This window comes from Serratia sp. TSA_198.1 (assembly GCF_052686505.1).
This window is the reverse complement of record NZ_JBQZFP010000003.1, coordinates 252,429-271,634: the sequence shown is the minus strand read 5'-3', so window position 1 is coordinate 271,634 and position 19,206 is coordinate 252,429. Positions and strand designations below refer to the sequence as shown.

At 57.1% G+C, this 19,206-nt stretch carries 21 protein-coding genes and 3 tRNA genes; 16 read left to right on the top strand and 8 right to left on the bottom strand.

Annotation, left to right across the window (positions count from 1 at the left end):
• The first annotated feature begins 14 nt into the window (after positions 1 to 14).
• The 4 genes from ACUTSW_RS15885 to fucP are packed head-to-tail and all read left to right on the top strand — an operon-like array spanning position 15 to position 3,272.
• Complete coding sequence (locus tag ACUTSW_RS15885; RefSeq protein WP_445584832.1) at positions 15 to 854, top strand: amidohydrolase family protein; 840 nt, start codon at positions 15 to 17, stop codon at positions 852 to 854.
• A gap of 22 nt (positions 855 to 876) precedes the next feature.
• The gene (locus ACUTSW_RS15880; protein ID WP_006323479.1) at positions 877 to 1,653 is read left to right on the top strand and encodes an SDR family oxidoreductase; all 777 of its coding nucleotides are present in this window, start codon (positions 877 to 879) and stop codon (positions 1,651 to 1,653) included.
• Complete coding sequence (locus ACUTSW_RS15875; RefSeq protein ID WP_445584831.1) at positions 1,650 to 2,009, top strand: L-rhamnose mutarotase; 360 nt, start codon at positions 1,650 to 1,652, stop codon at positions 2,007 to 2,009. Before ACUTSW_RS15880 ends, ACUTSW_RS15875 begins: the two co-directional genes overlap by 4 nt.
• A 33-nt stretch (positions 2,010 to 2,042) precedes the next feature.
• The gene (fucP, locus tag ACUTSW_RS15870; protein WP_241921320.1) at positions 2,043 to 3,272 is read left to right on the top strand and encodes an L-fucose:H+ symporter permease; all 1,230 of its coding nucleotides are present in this window, start codon (positions 2,043 to 2,045) and stop codon (positions 3,270 to 3,272) included.
• A 45-nt stretch (positions 3,273 to 3,317) separates the two neighbouring features.
• On the opposite strand, the gene ACUTSW_RS15865 is transcribed toward fucP, so the two are convergent.
• The gene (locus tag ACUTSW_RS15865; RefSeq protein WP_445584830.1) at positions 3,318 to 4,511 is read right to left on the bottom strand and encodes an MFS transporter; all 1,194 of its coding nucleotides are present in this window, start codon (positions 4,509 to 4,511) and stop codon (positions 3,318 to 3,320) included.
• Between the two features lie 125 nt (positions 4,512 to 4,636).
• Here ACUTSW_RS15865 and ACUTSW_RS15860 point away from each other — a divergent pair, with 125 nt between their 5' ends.
• Positions 4,637 to 5,554: a LysR family transcriptional regulator gene (locus tag ACUTSW_RS15860; protein ID WP_445584952.1), complete on the top strand. Its 918-nt coding sequence runs from the start codon at positions 4,637 to 4,639 to the stop codon at positions 5,552 to 5,554.
• 20 nt (positions 5,555 to 5,574) lie between these two features.
• On the opposite strand, the gene ACUTSW_RS15855 is transcribed toward ACUTSW_RS15860, so the two are convergent.
• Positions 5,575 to 6,765, bottom strand: coding sequence for an MFS transporter (locus tag ACUTSW_RS15855; RefSeq protein WP_445584829.1), 1,191 nt, complete (start codon positions 6,763 to 6,765; stop codon positions 5,575 to 5,577).
• 123 nt (positions 6,766 to 6,888) lie between these two features.
• On the opposite strand from ACUTSW_RS15855, the gene ACUTSW_RS15850 reads away from it, so the two are divergent.
• Positions 6,889 to 7,500, top strand: coding sequence for a TetR/AcrR family transcriptional regulator (locus tag ACUTSW_RS15850; protein ID WP_063202248.1), 612 nt, complete (start codon positions 6,889 to 6,891; stop codon positions 7,498 to 7,500).
• Between the two features lie 50 nt (positions 7,501 to 7,550).
• On the opposite strand, the gene ACUTSW_RS15845 is transcribed toward ACUTSW_RS15850, so the two are convergent.
• On the bottom strand, positions 7,551 to 8,627 hold the full coding sequence (locus ACUTSW_RS15845; RefSeq protein WP_445584828.1) for a GGDEF domain-containing protein: 1,077 nt from the start codon (positions 8,625 to 8,627) through the stop codon (positions 7,551 to 7,553).
• Between the two features lie 262 nt (positions 8,628 to 8,889).
• On the opposite strand from ACUTSW_RS15845, the gene ACUTSW_RS15840 reads away from it, so the two are divergent.
• On the top strand, positions 8,890 to 9,174 hold the full coding sequence (locus ACUTSW_RS15840; RefSeq protein WP_004949902.1) for a DUF1435 domain-containing protein: 285 nt from the start codon (positions 8,890 to 8,892) through the stop codon (positions 9,172 to 9,174).
• 86 nt (positions 9,175 to 9,260) lie between these two features.
• Here ACUTSW_RS15840 and ACUTSW_RS15835 read toward each other — a convergent pair.
• From ACUTSW_RS15835 to ACUTSW_RS15820, 4 genes are all read right to left on the bottom strand, one after another.
• Positions 9,261 to 9,347: transfer RNA gene (locus ACUTSW_RS15835), tRNA-Leu, on the bottom strand.
• Positions 9,348 to 9,391: 44 nt separating this feature from the next.
• Positions 9,392 to 9,478, bottom strand: a tRNA-Leu gene (locus ACUTSW_RS15830).
• A gap of 36 nt (positions 9,479 to 9,514) precedes the next feature.
• Positions 9,515 to 9,601, bottom strand: a tRNA-Leu gene (locus ACUTSW_RS15825).
• A gap of 72 nt (positions 9,602 to 9,673) precedes the next feature.
• Positions 9,674 to 10,618: a LysR family transcriptional regulator gene (locus ACUTSW_RS15820; RefSeq protein ID WP_445584827.1), complete on the bottom strand. Its 945-nt coding sequence runs from the start codon at positions 10,616 to 10,618 to the stop codon at positions 9,674 to 9,676.
• A 131-nt stretch (positions 10,619 to 10,749) separates the two neighbouring features.
• Here ACUTSW_RS15820 and ACUTSW_RS15815 point away from each other — a divergent pair, with 131 nt between their 5' ends.
• Positions 10,750 to 11,742, top strand: coding sequence for an aldo/keto reductase (locus ACUTSW_RS15815; RefSeq protein ID WP_445584826.1), 993 nt, complete (start codon positions 10,750 to 10,752; stop codon positions 11,740 to 11,742).
• A gap of 57 nt (positions 11,743 to 11,799) precedes the next feature.
• On the opposite strand, the gene rsmC is transcribed toward ACUTSW_RS15815, so the two are convergent.
• The gene (gene rsmC, locus ACUTSW_RS15810) at positions 11,800 to 12,843 is read right to left on the bottom strand and encodes a 16S rRNA (guanine(1207)-N(2))-methyltransferase RsmC (protein WP_004949908.1); all 1,044 of its coding nucleotides are present in this window, start codon (positions 12,841 to 12,843) and stop codon (positions 11,800 to 11,802) included.
• A 156-nt stretch (positions 12,844 to 12,999) separates the two neighbouring features.
• Between rsmC and ACUTSW_RS15805 the strand changes: the two genes are divergently transcribed.
• From ACUTSW_RS15805 to ACUTSW_RS15770, 8 genes are all read left to right on the top strand, one after another.
• Complete coding sequence (locus tag ACUTSW_RS15805; protein WP_241921315.1) at positions 13,000 to 13,437, top strand: DNA polymerase III subunit psi; 438 nt, start codon at positions 13,000 to 13,002, stop codon at positions 13,435 to 13,437.
• Positions 13,382 to 13,825 carry a ribosomal protein S18-alanine N-acetyltransferase gene (gene rimI / locus ACUTSW_RS15800; RefSeq protein WP_445584825.1) on the top strand — a complete coding sequence of 148 codons (444 nt, stop codon included), beginning with the start codon at positions 13,382 to 13,384 and terminating at the stop codon, positions 13,823 to 13,825. Before ACUTSW_RS15805 ends, rimI begins: the two co-directional genes overlap by 56 nt.
• A gap of 168 nt (positions 13,826 to 13,993) precedes the next feature.
• Positions 13,994 to 15,583: a peptide chain release factor 3 gene (gene prfC / locus ACUTSW_RS15795; protein ID WP_063198615.1), complete on the top strand. Its 1,590-nt coding sequence runs from the start codon at positions 13,994 to 13,996 to the stop codon at positions 15,581 to 15,583.
• Positions 15,584 to 16,115: 532 nt separating this feature from the next.
• Positions 16,116 to 16,730 carry a molecular chaperone OsmY gene (gene osmY / locus ACUTSW_RS15790; protein WP_004949915.1) on the top strand — a complete coding sequence of 205 codons (615 nt, stop codon included), beginning with the start codon at positions 16,116 to 16,118 and terminating at the stop codon, positions 16,728 to 16,730.
• Between the two features lie 113 nt (positions 16,731 to 16,843).
• Positions 16,844 to 17,005, top strand: coding sequence for a DUF1328 domain-containing protein (locus ACUTSW_RS15785; protein ID WP_004949916.1), 162 nt, complete (start codon positions 16,844 to 16,846; stop codon positions 17,003 to 17,005).
• A 56-nt stretch (positions 17,006 to 17,061) separates the two neighbouring features.
• Positions 17,062 to 17,247, top strand: a complete 186-nt coding sequence (locus tag ACUTSW_RS15780) for a CsbD family protein (RefSeq protein ID WP_445584824.1) — start codon at positions 17,062 to 17,064, stop codon at positions 17,245 to 17,247.
• Positions 17,248 to 17,257: 10 nt separating this feature from the next.
• Complete coding sequence (locus ACUTSW_RS15775) at positions 17,258 to 18,379, top strand: patatin-like phospholipase family protein (RefSeq protein WP_445584823.1); 1,122 nt, start codon at positions 17,258 to 17,260, stop codon at positions 18,377 to 18,379.
• On the top strand, positions 18,376 to 19,152 hold the full coding sequence (locus ACUTSW_RS15770) for a TatD family hydrolase (protein ID WP_062869577.1): 777 nt from the start codon (positions 18,376 to 18,378) through the stop codon (positions 19,150 to 19,152). Before ACUTSW_RS15775 ends, ACUTSW_RS15770 begins: the two co-directional genes overlap by 4 nt.
• Positions 19,153 to 19,206: the final 54 nt, after the last annotated feature.

The following is a 19,206-nucleotide window of genomic DNA, read 5'->3' as shown; positions in this document are numbered from 1 at the left end:
AACGGGAGCACGGCATGCTGCGCATCGACGCTCACCAACACTATTGGCGCTACCGGCCGCAGGATTATCCGTGGATTAGCGAACAGATGGCGGTGCTGCGCCAGGACTACGGCCCGGCACAGCTCGAACCGCTGCTGGAACGCCACGGTTTCGACGGCGCGCTGGTGGTGCAGGCCCGCCAGTGCGAGCAGGAAACCCGGACGCTGCTGGCGCAGGTGCAGCAAAGCCGTGGCGTATCCGGCGTGGTGGGCTGGCTGGATATTGCTTCGCCACGGTTGCCGCAACGGCTTGATGAACTGCGCCAACAGCCGCTGCTGCGCGGCCTGCGCCATCTGGTTCAGGATGAGCCGCAACCGGCGGCCTGGCTGGAGCGGCAGGCGGTGCGGTGCGGCATGCAGGCGCTGCAGCGGCACGGTTATGTCTACGACATTCTGGTCACTCACCGGGATCTGGCGGCCGCGGCGCAGTTTGCCGCCCGGCACGACGATTACTGGCTGGTGCTGGATCATCTCGGCAAGCCGGATATCGCCCGTGGCGCGCAGCATTGGGCGCAGCAAATCAAACCGCTGGCGGCGTTGCCCCACGTGGCCTGCAAGCTGTCCGGATTGATTACCGAAGCGCCAGGCGGCGGTTGGCAGGCGCAGCAGCTGTTGCCGTTTTTTGAGGCGGCGCTGGAGGCATTCGGCCCGCAGCGGCTGATGTTCGGCTCCGATTGGCCGGTGTGTTTGCTGGCCGGCGATTACGGCCAGGTTTATCGCCTGTGCGAACAGGCCGTCGCCGCGCTGAGCCCCGCACAGCAGGCGGCAATTTGGGGCGGGACGGCCAGCCGCGTTTACAGCCTGACCAGGGGTTAGCTACGGATTAATGGAGTGAGTTATGGATTTGTATCTGAAAGAGAAAGTGGTGATCGTCACCGGCGGCGGTTCCGGCATCGGCGCGGCCATTTCCCGCCTGCTGGCGGAAGAAGGGGCGATTCCGGTGATTGTCACCAACGCGGAACCGGAGGCGGATTTCCTGACGGCACTGCGCCGGTTGCAGCCGCAGAGCGAAGTGATCATCACCGATCTCTGTGAAGAAAACGACTGCCGGCGAGCGGTGGCGCAAACCCTGGCAACCTTCGGCCGCCTCGACGGGTTGGTGAATAACGCCGGGGTGAACGACGGCGTCGGGCTGGAGGCGGGGCGAGAGGCGTTTGTCGGATCGCTGGAGAAAAACCTGATTCATTACTATCTGATGGCGCACCTGTGCCAGCAGGCGTTGCAAAGCAGCAAGGGGGCCATCGTCAACATCGCCTCCAAAACTGCGCTCAGCGGGCAGGGCGGCACCAGCGGTTATACCGCCGCCAAGGGAGCCGTACTGGCGTTGACGCGCGAGTGGGCGGTATCGCTGCGCCATGACGGGGTGCGAGTGAATGCCGTAGTTCCGGCGGAAGTGATCACGCCGCAGTATCAGCGCTGGATCAATACCTTCGAACAGCCGGAGCAGCAGCTTGAGAAAATTACCGCGCGCATTCCGTTCGAACAGCGGATGACCACGCCGCAGGAAATCGCCGACACCGTGGTGTTTTTGATCTCATCGCGGTCGTCGCACACCACCGGGCAGTGGCTGTCGGTGGACGGTGGCTACCTGCACCTTGATCGGGCGCTCACATGAACGGCTCTGCGGGTTTGCCGCGGCGCTTTTGCCAGGCGCTCGATCTGGTCGATTCACCGGCGCTGATTGAGGAGTATCAGCGCCACCACCAACGCATCTGGTCGGAAATTGCCGAACATCTGCACGAGCACGGCATCCTGGATATGGAGATTTACCGGCTGGGCACCCGGCTGTTCATGATCGTCGAGGTCAGCCCGGCGTTCGATGCCGGGCGGTTTGACGCCGCCGGTCTGAGCAATCCTCATGTGCAGCGCTGGGAAGCCCTGATGTGGAAATACCAGGTGGCCACCCCCTGGACGCCGCAGGGCGAAAAATGGGTGGCGATGGAGCGGATATTCTCTTTGCAACAGCAATAACAACATCTCACTACCCTACCCGAGGATATATCAATGCTTGCTGAAAAAAGTGCGGCCCCGCCACAGCTGGGCGTCAAGGCGACCTCCAATTTACGCTGGGCCTTTATCCTGGTCACCAGCCTGTTCTTTATGTGGGGGCTGTCGTATGGCTTGTTGGACGTATTGAATAAACACTTTCAGGAAACACTGCACGTGACCAAGGCGCAGTCGGGGTTATTGCAGGCGGCGTATTTCGGCGCTTATTTCCTGGTGGCGCTGCCCGCCGGCTATTTTATGGATAAGAAAGGCTACAAGGCCGGCATTCTGGTAGGGCTGTGTCTGTATGCGCTGGGGGCGCTGTTGTTTGTGCCGGCGGCCTCCGCCAACAGCTTCGGCGCCTTCCTGTTTGCGCTGTTTGTCATTGCCTGCGGCCTGGGTTGCCTGGAAACCGCCGCCAACCCTTACGCTACGGTGCTGGGCGATACGCAGGGCGCGGAACGGCGGCTCAACCTCGCCCAGTCTTTTAACGGCCTGGGACAGTTCATCGGGCCGATGATCGGCGGTACGCTGTTTTTCTCCGCAACCCAGGGGGCAAGCGGCGGTGACCAGAGCGCGGTGAAGGTGACTTATGTGGCGATCGCCGCGCTGGTACTGCTGATTGCCTTGCTGTTCAGCCGCACCCGATTGCCGGATATCCGTGAGGAAGAGCAGCCGGAACAGGGCGAAATCGCGCAAGGCTTGTGGCAGCACAAACACTTTGTCGGCGGGGTGATTACCCAGTTCTTCTACGTGGCGGCGCAGGTCGGCGTGGGGGCGTTCTTTATTAACTACGCCACCGAACACTGGAGCGACGTTTCCAACCAGAGCGCTTCCTACCTGCTCTCCATCGCCATGATTTGTTTTATGATTGGGCGCTTCTTCAGCACCTGGCTGATGGGCAGAGTGAAACCCGCCACGTTGCTGATGCTTTACTCGCTGATCAATATTCTGCTGTGCGGCGTGGTGATGCTCAGTATCGACGGGATCTCGGTGGTGGCGCTGATTGGCGTGTTCTTCTTTATGTCGATCATGTTCCCGACCATTTTCGCCCTGGGGGTGAAAAATATGGGCAAACACACCAAGCGCGCCAGTTCCTTTATGATCATGGCGATCGTCGGCGGTGCCATCATGCCTTACTTTATGGGGGCGCTGGCGGACAGGTACAGCACGGCGCTGTCGTACCTGCTGCCGTTGCTGTGTTTTGCCGTGGTGTTTGTCTACGGCATGCAGCAGCGCCGCCGCTAGACCCACGGCCCGCCGGCTCGGGCAGCGGCGGGCCGCAGGGTGCCATCAGGCTGCAGGTTCAGCCCTGATTTTTACCCTCGCGATAACCACCAATGCCAGACCTGTGGTGGCGCCGGCCATCAGGGCGTTGGTTACCAGACCATATTTATCGACAAGTTGCCCTCCTGTTACGGCGCCGAGAGAAATACCGATATTAAAGGTGGCGATATAGAGAGAGGTGGCGACCTCGATTGATCGGGGGGATGCGATCATCATCCAGGTCATCAGCGATACGGAAACCCCGCCATAGGCAAGCCCCCACAGCAGGGTAATAAGACCGCCGCTTACGGCGGTTGCTCCCCACCAGGAAAACAGGATGACGGCGGCAGTTAGCCCGAGGGCGATCAGCGCCAGCGTCGGGCGAAGGTGTTTTGCCGCTGCGCTGCCGGCAAGAAAATTTCCGGCAATGCCGGCGAGGCCGTAGGCGAACAGCAGCGGGCCAATCCAGTTGTCGTCAAAATGGGATACCCTCTGCAGCAGCGGTCGAATAAAGGTGAAAGCCATGAAATGGCCGGCGACCAACAAGGCTGTGACCAGGAGCCCCGCAAGCAGCTTTGGGTTTGCCAGTTGTTCGGCGAATTGCCCTAAAGTGACAGCGTGTTCCGCAGGCACCGATGGGAACGATCTGATGAGCAAGATTAGCGCCAGCAGAGCTAAAAGAGCCATCGCCAGAAAGGCGGTACGCCAGCCGAATGCATCACCTATAAATGCCCCTAAGGGCACGCCTAATACCGAAGCGGCCGCGACGCCGCCAAAAATTATCGATATTGCCAGACCTATGGAAGCTTGCGGTACCAACCGCCCCGCAATGCCCCCGGCAATGGCCCAAATTCCGCCCATGCAGAAACCGACGACGACGCGAGCGGCCAACAGCCCGTTCAGGCTGGCTGCCGTGGCCGAAGCAATATTAGCCGCAATCAGCAACACGAGAAGCCAGCGGAGGATCGTCCTGCGGTTAATCCCTCCGGAGGCGAGAACAACCAGTGGAGCAAAAAAGGCGGCCAGTAGGGCCGGCAATGAAATCATCAGGCCCGCCCGGCCAACCGTGGCGTTTAGCGTATCCGCAATGGGATTCAACAGGCCGACGGGTAACATTTCGGTGGTGACGACGGAAAATGTGGCGAGCCCGATTGAAAATACCGCCAACCAGGGGTTTGGGACGCTTGCCGGTTGCCCGGCGGCCTGGTGAGATGTGCTCATTAAATGTCCTCGTTTACTGGGTTTGATAGGGGGGCATGGGTGGACAGAACACAGTGTATACGCGCACTATCGGGTGATAAACTGGCCTTAATGAGCAACATTGGGGACAAAACGTGGCTAATTTAATGGCGATGCCGCTTGATAACCTGTCCGATCTGCTGGTGTTTGTGCGGGTCGCTGATGCGCGTAGTTTTACTCTGGCGGCCGAGAGGCTCGGCATATCCCGCTCGTCGGCGGGGAAAAGCGTTAATCGGCTGGAAGAGCGGTTGGCCACCCGGCTTCTGCACCGGACGACGCGCAGCGTGAGCCTGACCGAAGAAGGTCTGGTGTTTTATGAACATGCGCTGCGGATTCTGGCGGAGGTCGACGAAGCGGAAACGGCGATAAACCAGCGGCATCAAACGCCCAGAGGACGCTTGCGTATCGATCTTCCCGTCGCCTTTGGCCGTTTGCATATTTTACCGATTTTGAGGGATTTCCTGCTCCAATGGCCGGAAGTGGATGTAGAAGTGACGTTCTCCGATGACTACAGCGATCTGGTGCGCGAGGGGATCGATTTGGCTATCCGCATTGGCGGTAACGATGACAGCCGGCTGGTGCGTAAAGTCCTCGCACCGCACCGGTTGATAACCTGTGCTTCACCGCACTATTTGGCGAACCATGGCGTGCCTCAGACGCCGGACGATCTGGTTGATCACCATCGGTTGGTGTTCTCGCACCAGGGAATGCCGGTTCCCTGGCGCTATCAGGTAAATGGACAACATCGCGACGAACCTGTCGGCGGAAGAATGCGTTTCAACAACACCGAAGCATTGCGGGATTCGGCACTTGCAGGTTTGGGTTTGTGCCAACTCGGCGCTTTTCTGGTTGGTGAACAACTCTCGGCCGGCACGCTTGTGCCGGTACTGGAGAAATATTGCCGGGCTGAAGCGCCCATATGCGCCGTTTATCCCACCCGGCGCTATCTGTCGCCTAAAGTGAAACGATTCGTGGGGGCGATAGAAAGCCGATGGGGCGGCAAGGCCATTTGGGAACTGGCCTGACGCCAGCCGGCCATTTCCCGTCAGGCCGCATGCACGGATTTTTGCAGCAGACGGTAACCGCCGACGGCGACCAGCAATACCACCAGGCCGGCAGATATCGTAATGATGAACCCGGCTTTTACCCCGGCTTCATCGACAACCCATCCCGCCAGAGCGGCGCCGAGCGCTACGCCAATCCCCAGCCCGGTGATCATCCAGGTTAACCCTTCCGTTAACCGGGAGGGCGGAACGATATTTTCAACCAACCCCATCGCAATGATCATGGTCGGGGCAAAGAACAGGCCTGCGACAAATACCGTGGCTGCCAGGGTGAAAATATCCTCAACCAGCAGCAAGGGCAATGCGGTCATCGCCGTGGCCAGAGCGGCGTATAAAAACAGGCGGGGCAGAGGAACCGGGATTTTCATGGCGCCGAAAACCAACCCGGCCAGGCAAGAACCGATGGCGTAAACCGACAGCACCAGGCTGGCTGCGGCAGGTTGCCCAAGCTGTTCGGCAAAGGCGACGCTGATGACGTCGACGGTGCCGACAATGGTGCCCAACGCGACTAACGTCAGCACCAGTATCTGCATCGGCACCTGCTTGATGACGGAACCGCGAACCGTGCCGTCGTCAGGATAAACCGGCGGTTCGGAGCCTGTTTGCCAGACAAAGGCCGTGACGCCCATCGTCAGTAAAATGGCGGCGGCCAATGGCCCCGCCTCTGGAAAGATCGCTACGCTGAGGCCTACTGAAATGGGGGGGCCGATAATAAAACAGACTTCATCGAGCACGGACTCAAACGAAAATGCGGTGTGCAAGCGGGGTGTGCCACGCAAGATCTCAGTCCAGCGGGCTCTGACCATGGCCGGCATGCTGGGCATGCAGCCGGACACCGCCGCAAAGACGAACAGCGTCCAGTCGGGTGCCTGATAATGCGTACACAGCAGCAATGACAGCACGCCGACTACGCTGAGCGCGGTGACGCAGGGCAGCACGCGGCGCTGCCCCAGGCGATCAACCGCGCGTGAGATATGCGGCGCCAGCAGCGCCATGGAAAACGCAAAAGTCGCCGCTACGGCGCCGGCCAGCCAATAAGACCCCCGCAACTGTGCGAGCATGGTGATGATGCCGATCCCGAGCATGGAGAGAGGCAGGCGTGCGATGAGCCCGGCAAGGGAAAATGCCTTGGTGCCCGGCGTGCTGAAAAGCTCGAGGTAAGGGTTGGCCATAAAAACTCCAGAGTATTGATGGGTATATTTGGCCTCATTGACATACAAGGCGTATGTAAACCTAATTGACATACGCTACGTATGTCAATTATAACGTCATGACCCTAAGCCCGGAGCGTCAAAATGGCACGTAAAGCACGAACGGAAATGATTGAGGAAACGCGCAAAAAGCTGGTTGCGACCGCGCGTCAGCAATTTGGCCGCGTTGGGTATGCCGACACGGTGATGGATGAACTCACGGCGCAAGCCGGCATGACGCGCGGCGCGCTGTATCACCACTTTGGCGATAAAAAGGGGCTGTTTCTTGCCGTGGCGCAGGAAATCGATGCAGAAATGGACGCGCGCCTGGCCGATATTTCCGCCCATGCACCGGATAACTGGAGTGCATTCAAAGGGCGCTGCCGGGCTTATCTTGAGATGACGATGGCGCCGGAAGTGCAGCGTATTTTGCTGCGCGATTCGCCGTCGGTACTTGGTGCGGAGTATTTGCAGGCCGGCAAGTTGCAATGCGTTGCTTCGATGACCCGCATGCTGAAGACGTTGATGGAAGAAAAACATATTGCGCCGACCTCGCCCGAAGTGCTGGCGCATCTGATTAATGGCGGTTTGATGGACGCGGCTTTTTGGATCGCCAATCGCCCTGAGGACAAGCAAGCGCTGGCGCAGGCACTGGATGGGGTGGAACTGCTGCTGAACGGGTTGAAACCTTTGCGCACTCCGACGACGAGCGCATGAGGTTTCTCGCTTCCCCCCGCAAGTGATTACGGAGGGCTGCGGTCAGCTTGTCATGGGGTCACCGCGGCCTGCACGTTTTCCGCCAGTTGAATATTGTTGCGGCCGTTGTTTTTAGCCAGATACAGCGCCGCATCGGCCGCGCGGATCGCCGAGGCCACGTCAAGCTTGTCCAGCATGGCGATGCCGGCGCTGAGCGTGACGTTGGTCATCTCTAACTGGTTAAAACGGTGGGGGATTTTCAATTCCTGCACGCGCTGGCGCACTCGTTCAGCCAGTTGCGCGGCGTAATCTTCTCTGACGTTGGTCAGCAGCACCAGAAACTCTTCCCCGCCGTAGCGCACCACAATATCGCGCGAACGCACCGAGTCGCGGATGGCGATAGCCACTTGCACCAGCGCCTGATCGCCCATGGTGTGGCCATAGTTATCGTTATAGGCTTTGAAGTGGTCAATATCGAGCAACAGAACAAAATGGCGACCCGATTGGGACTCCGGCAACATATTGATCTTGTTCTCCAGGCCACGCCGATTATAAAGGCCGGTTAACGGATCGATCATGCTTAAATTACTGAACCTGTCTCGTTCGTTATACAGGTTAGCCACCAGCGTCTTGGTAAAGGCTTCGCTGCGCTTGAGCATGAGGTGATGGATTGAGAAAGCAATAATGGGCAGTACCGTGGTGAAAACTATCCGCACGGTATTGTGCATACCATCCAGAAATAGAATGACCAGCGCGGACGGAACGGCATGCAGACAAAAAGCGATAAAGTTATCGGTTAAGGCAATGGCGCTGATAAAGAACATACTGAACAGGCTAAGTAATAAGAAGCCTTGGTTATTCGGCGCATAATACTGACTTTTAATGTAAATATGCGCCGCCCACAGCAGGCCAATAACGCATGAAAACAGATTAAGCTTTTTGACGAATTGCTGCATGGATTGCAGGGTAAATAACAATGCAACCAGACAAAATAGCGGTATGGCTAATAAAGGTAGGGTAAATGCGGGTTTGCCCTGAAACGGAACCAATATTGTAAATATAGAAGAGGCCGCGTTCATCAATAAAAACAAAAACAATGATAAGCGGTGCTTGCTAGTCAGCAGTTCCTGATAAGAACGCGCGTTCATACGGAGTTCACTCTTTACAATATCGATCTGTCGAAAAATTAAGGTTAGAAAGATTCTTTCAGCGTGAATTAAACACCTGTATTACATGGTTTTTAATTGTAATTATTAGCACGCTACGGCGACTAAGAATTTTCTTATCGCAAACTATCATTTTTTCGCCGTTCTGTCATCCGCGTTTGGCCGCAGCGGTGAAAATGATGCGCGTTGAAAAAAAGTGTTATATGATATTGGTTATCATTATCACTTAAAGAGTAGGGTTATCATGATTGCAGCCATGATTACCGCATGTGGTTTGTGGGGCGTTAGCTGGTGCCTGGGCAACCGTTTGGCCAGCGCCTGGGGCGTTCTGTTGCCCTGCGCCTTGATGCCGTTACTGGCGTTGATCGACCTGGATATGATGCAATTGCGCACGCTAATCGTGATCGCCATGTTAGCGACGTTGGTGATGCTGTTTAACAGCCGCTGGCGTCACTATTTGCTGCTGCCTTCCTGCATGGCGCTGGCCGGTGGATTGGCGGCGGTCAGCCTGAATTTCAGCTTCGGTTAGAAACGCAAAAAGCCGCTTGAGCGGAGAGTCTTTGGTGCTATTTTTTTGGGGAACTTCAGAGGAACTGCGGGAGGGAACTCATCAATTGGTGCGAAGAGAGGGACTTGAACCCTCACGTCCGTAAGGACACTAACACCTGAAGCTAGCGCGTCTACCAATTCCGCCACCTTCGCACAGTCGATGTTGTTACTTTTAGATTTATATTACGTCGCCAGCTTGGTGCGAAGAGAGGGACTTGAACCCTCACGTCCGTAAGAACACTAACACCTGAAGCTAGCGCGTCTACCAATTCCGCCACCTTCGCATCGATGCTGCGTGCAATATAAATCATGTGGTTATTTGGTGCGAAGAGAGGGACTTGAACCCTCACGTCCGTAAGGACACTAACACCTGAAGCTAGCGCGTCTACCAATTCCGCCACCTTCGCATACCAGAAACATTACCGGAGTAACGTTACCACGGAGGCGAATTCTAGAGATTTTGGCGGGTACGTCAATAGTTATTTCCCTTGTTTGCGGGCGTTTGCTGGAAAAACAGCCATATCGCTGCTTTTAGGGTTTTCAAACAGCCCAATCAGCCAGTCAATCAATACTCTGACCCGTGGCGCGAGAAATCGGCCGGGCGGATACATGATGTAAATCGGCATCGGCGGCGGTGGTGTTTCCGCCAGCACTTCCACCAACTCCCCGTTTTCCAGCCACGGTGCCAACGAATAGTGCGCCGCCTGTATCAACCCCATGCCGGCGCGACAGCCGCTGGTGTAAGCATCGGCGCCGCTGACGCTCAGCCTGGCGGGCAGTTCGCGCCGTTCCACTTTCCCGTTGCGGCAAAATTCCAGCGGGTAATCACGGTTGTTGGCGAGGGAAAAATACCCCACCGCGCGGTGTTGCCGCAGGTCGTCAATGGACTGCGGAACGCCGAACGCCGCCAGGTAACCGGGAGAGGCGCAGGTTAACTGCGGCAGCATGGCGATGCGTCGCGCCACCAGGCTGTCGTCTTCGGTTTCCCAAGCGCGCAGCACGCAGTCCACGCCTTCACGCAGCAGATCCACGTGAGTGTCATTGGCGCCTAACGCCAGCGTAATGTCCGGATAGCGCTGATAAAAATCGTCCAGCGCCGGGATAACGATTTCACGTGCCAGCGAATGCGGCATATCGATACGCACCTTGCCGGAAGGTTGCAGCTTATGGCGGCTGAACAGCGTATCCGCTTCTTCCAGCGCGCCCAGTAGCTGTATGCAACGCTGATAATAGAGCGTGCCTTCGCTGGTCACCTGCACCTGACGGGTGGTGCGGATCAGCAGCCGTACGCCGAGGCGCTGCTCCAGCCGCTTCAGCACGTTGCTGACCGTGGCGCGCGGCAGTTGCAAGCGCTCGGCCGCCCGGCTGAAACTGCCCAGCTCGACGATACGGGTGAAAATACGCATGGCCTGAACCTGATCCATTTTACCGTCCGTGATTGTTAGCGATTTTTGAACAGTGATGAGTAATCTGCATTATTTATCTTTACAGGGTAAACAACCAGACTTTGTTGCGACACCACTCCGGTTTAAAAAAACAGCAAGAGGGCAGCACAATGCAACAGCGCACATTAGGGTTTAACGGGCCGGCCGTTTCCGCTCTGGGTTTGGGATGCATGGGAATGAGTGACTTTTATTCGACTGATTCCGATGAAAAAGAAGCCATTGCCACTTTGCATCGGGCACTGGAGCTGGGGGTAACCCTGCTGGATACCGCCGATATGTACGGGCCGCATACCAATGAGCAACTGATTGGCAAAGCGATCAAGGGCAAACGGGATCAGGTCTTTCTGGCCACTAAATTCGGCATTTTGCGCGATCCTACCGATCCCGCCGCACGGGGCGTCAGCAGCCGGCCGGAATATATTCGCCGCTCGGTGGAGGGCAGCCTGCAGCGGCTTGGGGTGGATGTGATCGATCTTTACTACCAGCATCGCGTGGATCCTGAGGTGCCGATTGAAGAGGTGGTGGGCACCATGGCGGACCTGATTAGCGAAGGTAAAATTCGTTATATCGGGCTGAGCGAGGCTTCGGTCGCCACGCTGGAGCGTGCGCACAAGGTGCACCCGATTACCGCATTGCAAACCGAATATTCGCTGTGGACGCGCGATGCCGAGCAGGGAACGTTGGCGGCCTGCTCGCGGCTGGGCATCGGCTTTGTGCCTTATAGCCCGCTGGGACGCGGTTTCCTGACCGGGGCGATCCAGAGGCCGGAGGATCTGGACGCCGACGATTTCCGCCGCAGTAATCCGCGCTTCCAGGGCGAGAACTTTGCCCGCAATCTGGCGCTGGTGGAAAAGGTCGCTGAGCTGGCGAACCGTAAAGGCGTCGCACCGTCACAGCTGGCGCTGGCCTGGGTATTGGCGCAGGGCGAACACATTGTGCCGATCCCGGGCACCAAGCGTCGCCGTTATCTGGAGGAGAATATCGCGGCGGCTGAGCTGACGCTGAGCGAGGCAGAACTGGCGGCGATTGAGGCGGTGTTCCCGTTCCAGGCGGCGTCGGGCCCGCGTTATGGCGCCGAGTCGATGACCTACATCAACGGCTAAAAAAAAGCGCAGCGTGAAAACGCTGCGCTTTTGGTCATGATATTCGGCGGGTAACCGTTACTTCTTTTTCTTCGCATCGCGCGGCGCGCGGGCGACGGTGGCTTGATACACCTTGAAGCGGCCGTTTTGCGCCAGCACTTCGTGGCTGCCGAAGGTGGCGTCCAAAATGTCCGGGTACGGCAGGAAGGCGTTGGCCACGATGCGCAGACGGCCGCCTATCGGCAGGTGTTTCAACGCACCGCGGATCAGGGTTTCGGCTGCGGTCAGGCTGGTTTGCAGGCCATCGTGGAACGGCGGGTTGGAGATGATCATGTCGAAACGGCCGGTAATGTCGGAATAGACGTTACTGACGATCACTTCGCCCTCGATACCGTTGGCGGCCAGCGTAGCGCGGCTGGATTCCACCGCGGCGGCGTTGACGTCGCTGAGCGTCAGCTTCACCTTAGGCGACAGCTTAGACAGCACCGAGGCCATGACGCCGGCGCCACAGCCCAGATCCAACACTTTGCCCTTCATGTGTTTTTCCAGGGTCGACAGCAGCAGTGAGCTGCCTACGTCCAACCCATCGCGGCTGAACACGCCCGGCAGGGTTTTCACTTCCAGATCGTGCAGCGGGTAGCTTTCCCACCAGTCGTCCAAATCAAATTCGGTTTGGGTATCCAGGCGACCGTGATACAGGCCACAGCGACGGGCGCTGTCGATTTTTACCAAGGTGGCGTAGTCTTCCATTATCTGTTCCGCACTGCGCACGCCGCTGCGGTTCTCGCCGACCACGAACACTTCTGCACCTACCGGCAGCAACGCCAGAATGTTGCACAGCTGGAACTGCGCTTCCTGTTTGCTCTTCGGCCAGTAGTAGATCAGCGTATCGCATTCGGCGACAAACTCGGCATCTACGGTCAGACCGAACTGCACGTTGTCACCCATCGCCCGGTTCAGTAACTGCCAGTGATGGTATTGTTGGGTATGGACACGTACATCCGCGGCTTCGAATTGGGCCGGCAGGCTGTCCTGCAGGTCACCGGCGAACAGAACGCGGCGTTCAATAAACTCATCACTGTGGCGCAGCATGACTTCACTGGCGGGGGTTAATGCAGACATCGGTTTTTTGCTCCTGGAAATTAAGCTGGGGATTATAGAGCTTTGTGGCGATATGTTCGACGGGTTTGTTGGCGCAGGCCGCGCGGGTTTGTTAGCATAGCGCGGCGCATGGCAGGCATGGCGCACCACAACGGGTAGCTCCTGACAGGAATCGGCATGGCATCAAAACGCGACTGGCTGTTACAACAACTGGGTATTACGCAGTGGACATTGCGCCGCCCGGGCGTGTTGCAGGGCGAAGTAGCGGTCAGCCTGCCGCCCGATGTGCGTTTGCTGGTGGTGGCGCAGCCACTGCCTGAGCATAACGATCCGCTGTTTTGCGACGTGTTGCGCAGCCTGGGGCTGACCCCGGCGCAAACCTACGGCCTGACGCCGGACCAGGTAGCGATGCTGCCTGAGGATACCGAATGCAACAGTTGGCGGCTGGGCGTCGCGGAGCCGCTCGCGGTGGCCGGCGCACAACTACACAGCCCGGCACTGGCCGAGCTTTCCCTCGACGCGAGTGCCAAGCGCGCACTCTGGCAGCAGATTTGTCATCATGAACACTATTTCTACCCTGACGGCGGCCGATCTGGCCACGGCCTTCAAGATTGAGCAGGCCAGCCACGCCTTTCCCTGGACGCAAGCCACTTTTAGCAGCAATCAGGGCGATCGTTACCTTAACCTGAAACTGGATGCCGAAGGGCAGATGGCGGGCTTCGCCATTACCCAGATCGTGCTCGACGAAGCGACGTTGTTCAATATCGCGATTCATCCCGACTGGCAGCGTCGCGGTTTCGGCCGTTTTCTGCTGGAAGCGCTGATTGCGCAGTTGGAAGCCCGTGGCGTCGTCACGCTGTGGCTTGAAGTGCGCGCCTCTAACCGTGCGGCCATTGCGCTGTACGAAGATCTCGGTTTTAACGAAGTGACTCTCCGCCGTAATTACTATCCGAGCGCCAACGGGCGTGAAGATGCGATAGTGATGGCGCTGCCGCTGGCCTAGCGGGTGTACCGAGCCTATCTTTCTCGCCGGGAAAAGCATTGATTGTCACCGGTTGACAAATCAGCGAAAATGCCCGGCTATTATCTTTTATTCACCGCTTTGCCTGGCGCCGTGCGCGGCGCGTTCTGATGATGTCGCAGGGCGGACTAACCGTAGAATCTGAAAAACATGTCTCCTAGTGAATTTGCCCGCGAAGTCTCGAAAAGAAGAACTTTCGCCATCATCTCGCACCCCGATGCCGGTAAAACTACCATTACCGAAAAGGTATTGCTGTTCGGACAGGCTATCCAGACCGCCGGTACGGTAAAAGGCCGTGGCTCGAACCAGCATGCCAAATCCGACTGGATGGAGATGGAAAAGCAGCGTGGTATCTCGATCACCACCTCGGTGATGCAGTTCCCGTACCGCGAATGTCTGGTTAACCTGCTTGACACCCCGGGGCACGAAGACTTCTCCGAAGATACTTACCGTACCCTGACCGCCGTGGACTGCTGTCTGATGGTGATTGACGCCGCGAAAGGCGTTGAAGATCGTACCCGCAAGCTGATGGAAGTCACCCGTCTGCGTGATACGCCGATCCTGACCTTTATGAACAAATTGGACCGTGATATCCGCGATCCGATGGAAGTGATGGATGAGGTTGAGCGTGAACTGAAAATCGCTTGCTCGCCAATCACCTGGCCTATCGGCTGCGGCAAGCTGTTTAAAGGGGTTTATCATCTGTACAAGGATGAAACCTACCTTTACCAGAGCGGCAAAGGCCACACCATTCAGGAAGTGCGCATCGTCAAAGGGTTGGACAACCCGGAACTGGACGTCGCGGTAGGCGAAGATCTGGCCGCGCAGTTGCGTGAAGAGCTGGAGCTGGTGAAAGGGGCCTCCCACGAGTTCGATCACGACGCTTTCATGAGCGGTGATTTGACGCCGGTATTCTTCGGTACCGCTTTGGGCAACTTCGGTGTGGACCACATGCTCGACGGCCTGGTGGCCTGGGCACCGGCGCCGATGTCGCGTCAAAGCAGCACCCGTGAAGTGGTGGCGGCGGAAGATAAATTCACCGGCTTCGTGTTCAAGATCCAGGCCAACATGGACCCTAAACACCGTGACCGCGTGGCCTTTATGCGTGTGGTTTCCGGCCGCTACGAGAAAGGCATGAAGCTGCGTCAGGTGCGCACCGGTAAAGACGTGGTGATCTCCGACGCCCTGACCTTTATGGCGGGTGACCGTTCGCACGTGGAAGAAGCCTATCCGGGCGATATCATTGGTTTGCACAACCACGGCACCATTCAGATCGGCGATACCTTCACTCAGGGTGAAGACATGAAGTTCACCGGTATTCCGAACTTCGCGCCGGAGCTGTTCCGCCGCATTCGTCTGCGCGATCCGCTGAAGCAAAAGCAGCTGCTGAAAGGTCTGGTGCAACTGTCCGAAGAAGGGGCGGTGCAGGTGTTCCGACCGATAGCCAACAACGATCTGATCGTTGGCGCGGTCGGTGTGCTGCAGTTCGAGGTAGTCGTCGCGCGCTTGAAAAGCGAATACAACGTGGAAGCCTTGTACGAGTCGGTCAACGTCTCGACTGCCCGTTGGGTTGAATGCAGTGACGTGAAAAAATTCGAAGAGTTCAAGCGCAAGTGTGAGCTTAACCTGGCGTTGGACGGCGGCGACAATCTGTCGTACATCGCGCCAACCATGGTTAACCTGAATATCACACAGGAACGCTACCCGGAAGTGGTGTTCCGCAAAACGCGCGAACATTGATAGAATAGCAGGGCGCCTTAGGGCGCCCTGTGTTATGTTGCCCGACCCTACTTCTGCTAATTAATAAATCCCCCTAATAATTTCCCTTTCCCCCGCTGCCGCCAGGATTTCATCGGTATTTCCTACGTTTTTCGCCCTATAGTCTATATTTAACAGGGGAGGGCGTATCCAATAAGCTTAATTCACTGCTTTTTACTTTTTAGGTAGAGAGTTATTCGGTGTTGTTGCCAATTGGAGACAGCTCGATCTGTTAAAGATCAGTGAGATAGCTAAAGTGTTGTTTTTACAGGTTGTCATTGTCGCTGATTGGCGACATATTTTAGGTTAAACAATGAGCTATTTTTTATTTATAATTGATTTTTAACGACATTTTAAGGTTGGCACAGGTGTTGCAATAATTCTTGTGTGACAGCAATCGTTTTAGCGTGAACGTTTGATCGTATAGAAGTCGTGAAGTATTTACTGAGTGGGCCGCATCATGGCGGCTGAAGGATCCGCAATCATTTGGATCCGCAACCAAAGGAAGAGATCGATGAAAAATACCAAATTTGCACAATCACTGATGGCTGTTGTTTTGGGTTCCGTACTGGTTAGTGGCAGCGCGCTGGCTGAAGATACGCTGCTCAATAAAGCGTCAAGTGCCGCCGACAGCGCGGGTGCCAAAATCGATAGCTCCATGAAAAAAGTCGACGGCTACATGGATGACAGCGCAACAACGGCTAAAGTTAAAAGTGCGCTGGTCGACGATAAAACTATCAAAAGCACCGACATCTCCGTGAAAACGGAAAAAGGCACCGTGACCCTGAGCGGTTTTGTCGGCAGCCAGGCGCAGGCCGAGCACGCGGTTGAAGTGGCCGGCAAAGTAGAAGGCGTCAAATCCGTCAGCGACAAGCTGCACGTGAAAGATGAAGCCAAACAGTCGGTGAAGGCTTACGCCGGTGACACCGCAACCACCAGCGAACTGAAAGCCAAACTGCTGGCTGATGACATCGTGCCTTCGCGCAACGTGAAAGTAGAGACCACCGACGGCGTGGTGCAGCTTTCCGGCGAAGTGAAAACCCAGGCGCAGGCTGAACGCGCAGAGAGCATCGCCAAGGCTATCGACGGCGTGAAAAGCGTCAAGAACGACCTGGTCGTGAAGCCTTAATTGAAGCAACGGTAGAACCAAGCTCTACAGGTAGGGGTTCAGCATGCTGAACCCATTGATTCTTTGGGTCATCACGGGCGCAACCTATTGCGCCCCTACGTAAGGAGAGGCTTATGTTTCGTTGGGGCATTATCTTTTTAGTCATTGCATTGATTGCTGCGGCGTTAGGTTTCGGGACGCTGGCGGGTACCGCAGCATGGGCCGCGAAAATCGTTTTCGTCGTGGGGATTATCCTGTTCCTGGTCAGCCTGTTTACCGGCCGCCGGCGTCTTTAGTTTTTCTCAAAGTGTAACAAAGCTTCATTCCTTTTCTTGCAGTAGGGAGGTGCGTCATGAACAGCGACATCATCCTCGGACGCTGGAAACAGCTGAAGGGTCAGGTATGTCAGGCCGTGGCGGAATGGTCCGGTAGTGACTGCATTTGGCTGATGGGAAGCAATGACTGCCTCTCTGGCGTACTGCAAGAGGATTACGGAAGAGAGCAAGACGAGGTATCCTCGGAAAAAACGTCTCACTGAGGATACAGGGTTGGGATACAGAATACCCATCACGCTCGGCAACATAGAACCGCTGGCGTATAAACCGTACCGGCCCGGTAAAATGGCGTTGGTATGTGAAGGGGGCGGGCAGCGCGGCATCTTTACCGCCGGCGTGCTGGACGAGTTTCAGCGTGCCCGCTTTAACCCTTTTGAGCTGATGATCGGCACTTCTGCCGGCGCGCAGAATCTCTCGGCCTTTATTTGCGGCCAGATGGGCTATGCACGGCGGGTCATCACCCGCTACACCACCACCGCTGACTTCTTTAATCCGCTGCGCTTTGTGCGCGGTGGGCACCTGATTGACCTCGACTGGCTGATCGACACGACTTCGCAGCAATTGCCGCTGGCGATGGACGTGGCGGAAAAGCACCTGATCGATGGCCGTGAATTCCTGATGTGCGCCTGCCGCAGCGATGACTTCGAACCGATTTACCTGCCGGCGCTGCGCGACAGTTGGCTGCCGGCGATCAAAGCCTCCAGCGCCATCCCCGGCTTTTACCGCATGGGCGTAGAGTTGGACGGCGTCAGCTATCAGGACGGCGGCATCAGCGACGCTATCCCGGTCGAAGAGGCCTACCGCCGCGGTGCCGATACCATTGTGGTGATCCGCACCGTGCCTTCTCAGATGTATTACACGCCGCAGTGGATGAAGCGCATGGAGCACTGGCTGAGCGAAAGCAGCCTGCAGCAGATGGTGCGCATCCTGCAACACCATGAGCAAAGCTATCACCGCATCCAGCAGTTTATTGAGAAACCGCCGGGCAAGCTGCGCATCTTTGAGATTTTCCCGCCCAAACCGCTGGCCAGCAATGCGTTGGGCAGTCGCTTGACGTCGCTGAATCAGGATTATCATCTGGGCCGCCGCTGCGGGCGCTACTTCCTGGCGACCGTCGGCCATTGGCTGATGCAACAAGAAGAACGGGACGGCGTCAAAGTGAAAAAGGCGCTGTCGCGGCGTCTGCTCCAGCCGGAAAATGTCAGAATGCCATCGCCGATCATTACCGATGTCAATCATCCGCATGGCCTTACTGCGCAACCGGAGGCCAACCTGGCCGCACCGAAAATTATCCTGCCGGGCGACGTGCCGCCAGGTGAAGGAGGCGCGCTGTGAGTCACGATTTTACCGACACCCACTGCCATTTCGATTTTCCACCCTTCAGCGGCCATGAGAGCGAGAGCCTGGCGCTGGCGGAACAGGCGGGGGTGCAGCGAATTATCGTGCCGACGGTGACTGCCGATCGTTTTGCGCGGGTGTTGAAGCTGGCGCGCGAGCATCAGCCGCTGTATGCCGCGCTGGGGTTGCACCCGCTGTATATTGCTCAGCATCAGGAGCCGCAGCTTGAGCAGTTGGCCGGGTTCCTGGCCAGTCGGCCGCCGAAGCTGGTGGCGGTCGGGGAGATAGGCCTCGATCTGTACATGGAAAATCCGCAGTTTGAGCGGCAGCAGCGGCTGTTGATTGCCCAGTTGAAGCTGGCGAAACAGCATGATCTGCCGGTGATCCTGCATTCCCGCCGCACGCACGATCAGCTGGCCGCCGCGCTGCGCCGCGTGCCGTTGCCGCGCCGTGGCGTGGTCCACGGTTTTGCCGGCAGCCTGTCTCAGGCGCAGGCGTTTATTCGTCTGGGCTATTACATTGGCGTCGGCGGCACCATCAGCTATGAGCGAGCGCAGAAAACCCGCAGCGTGATGGCCCAGTTGCCGCTGACCTCCCTGTTGCTGGAAACCGATGCGCCGGATATGCCGCTTTCCGGTTACCAGGGGCAACCTAACCGGCCTGAACGTGCCGCAGAGGTGTTCCGGATATTGTGCCAACTGCGCCCGGAATCCCCTGATGACATTGCCGCCCACCTGCAACACAACACCCGCGCCCTGTTTCGCTTCTGAACGATAAATGAGTTAAAAAACGTGACTCATGTCACGTTATAAGATTTTCATTTG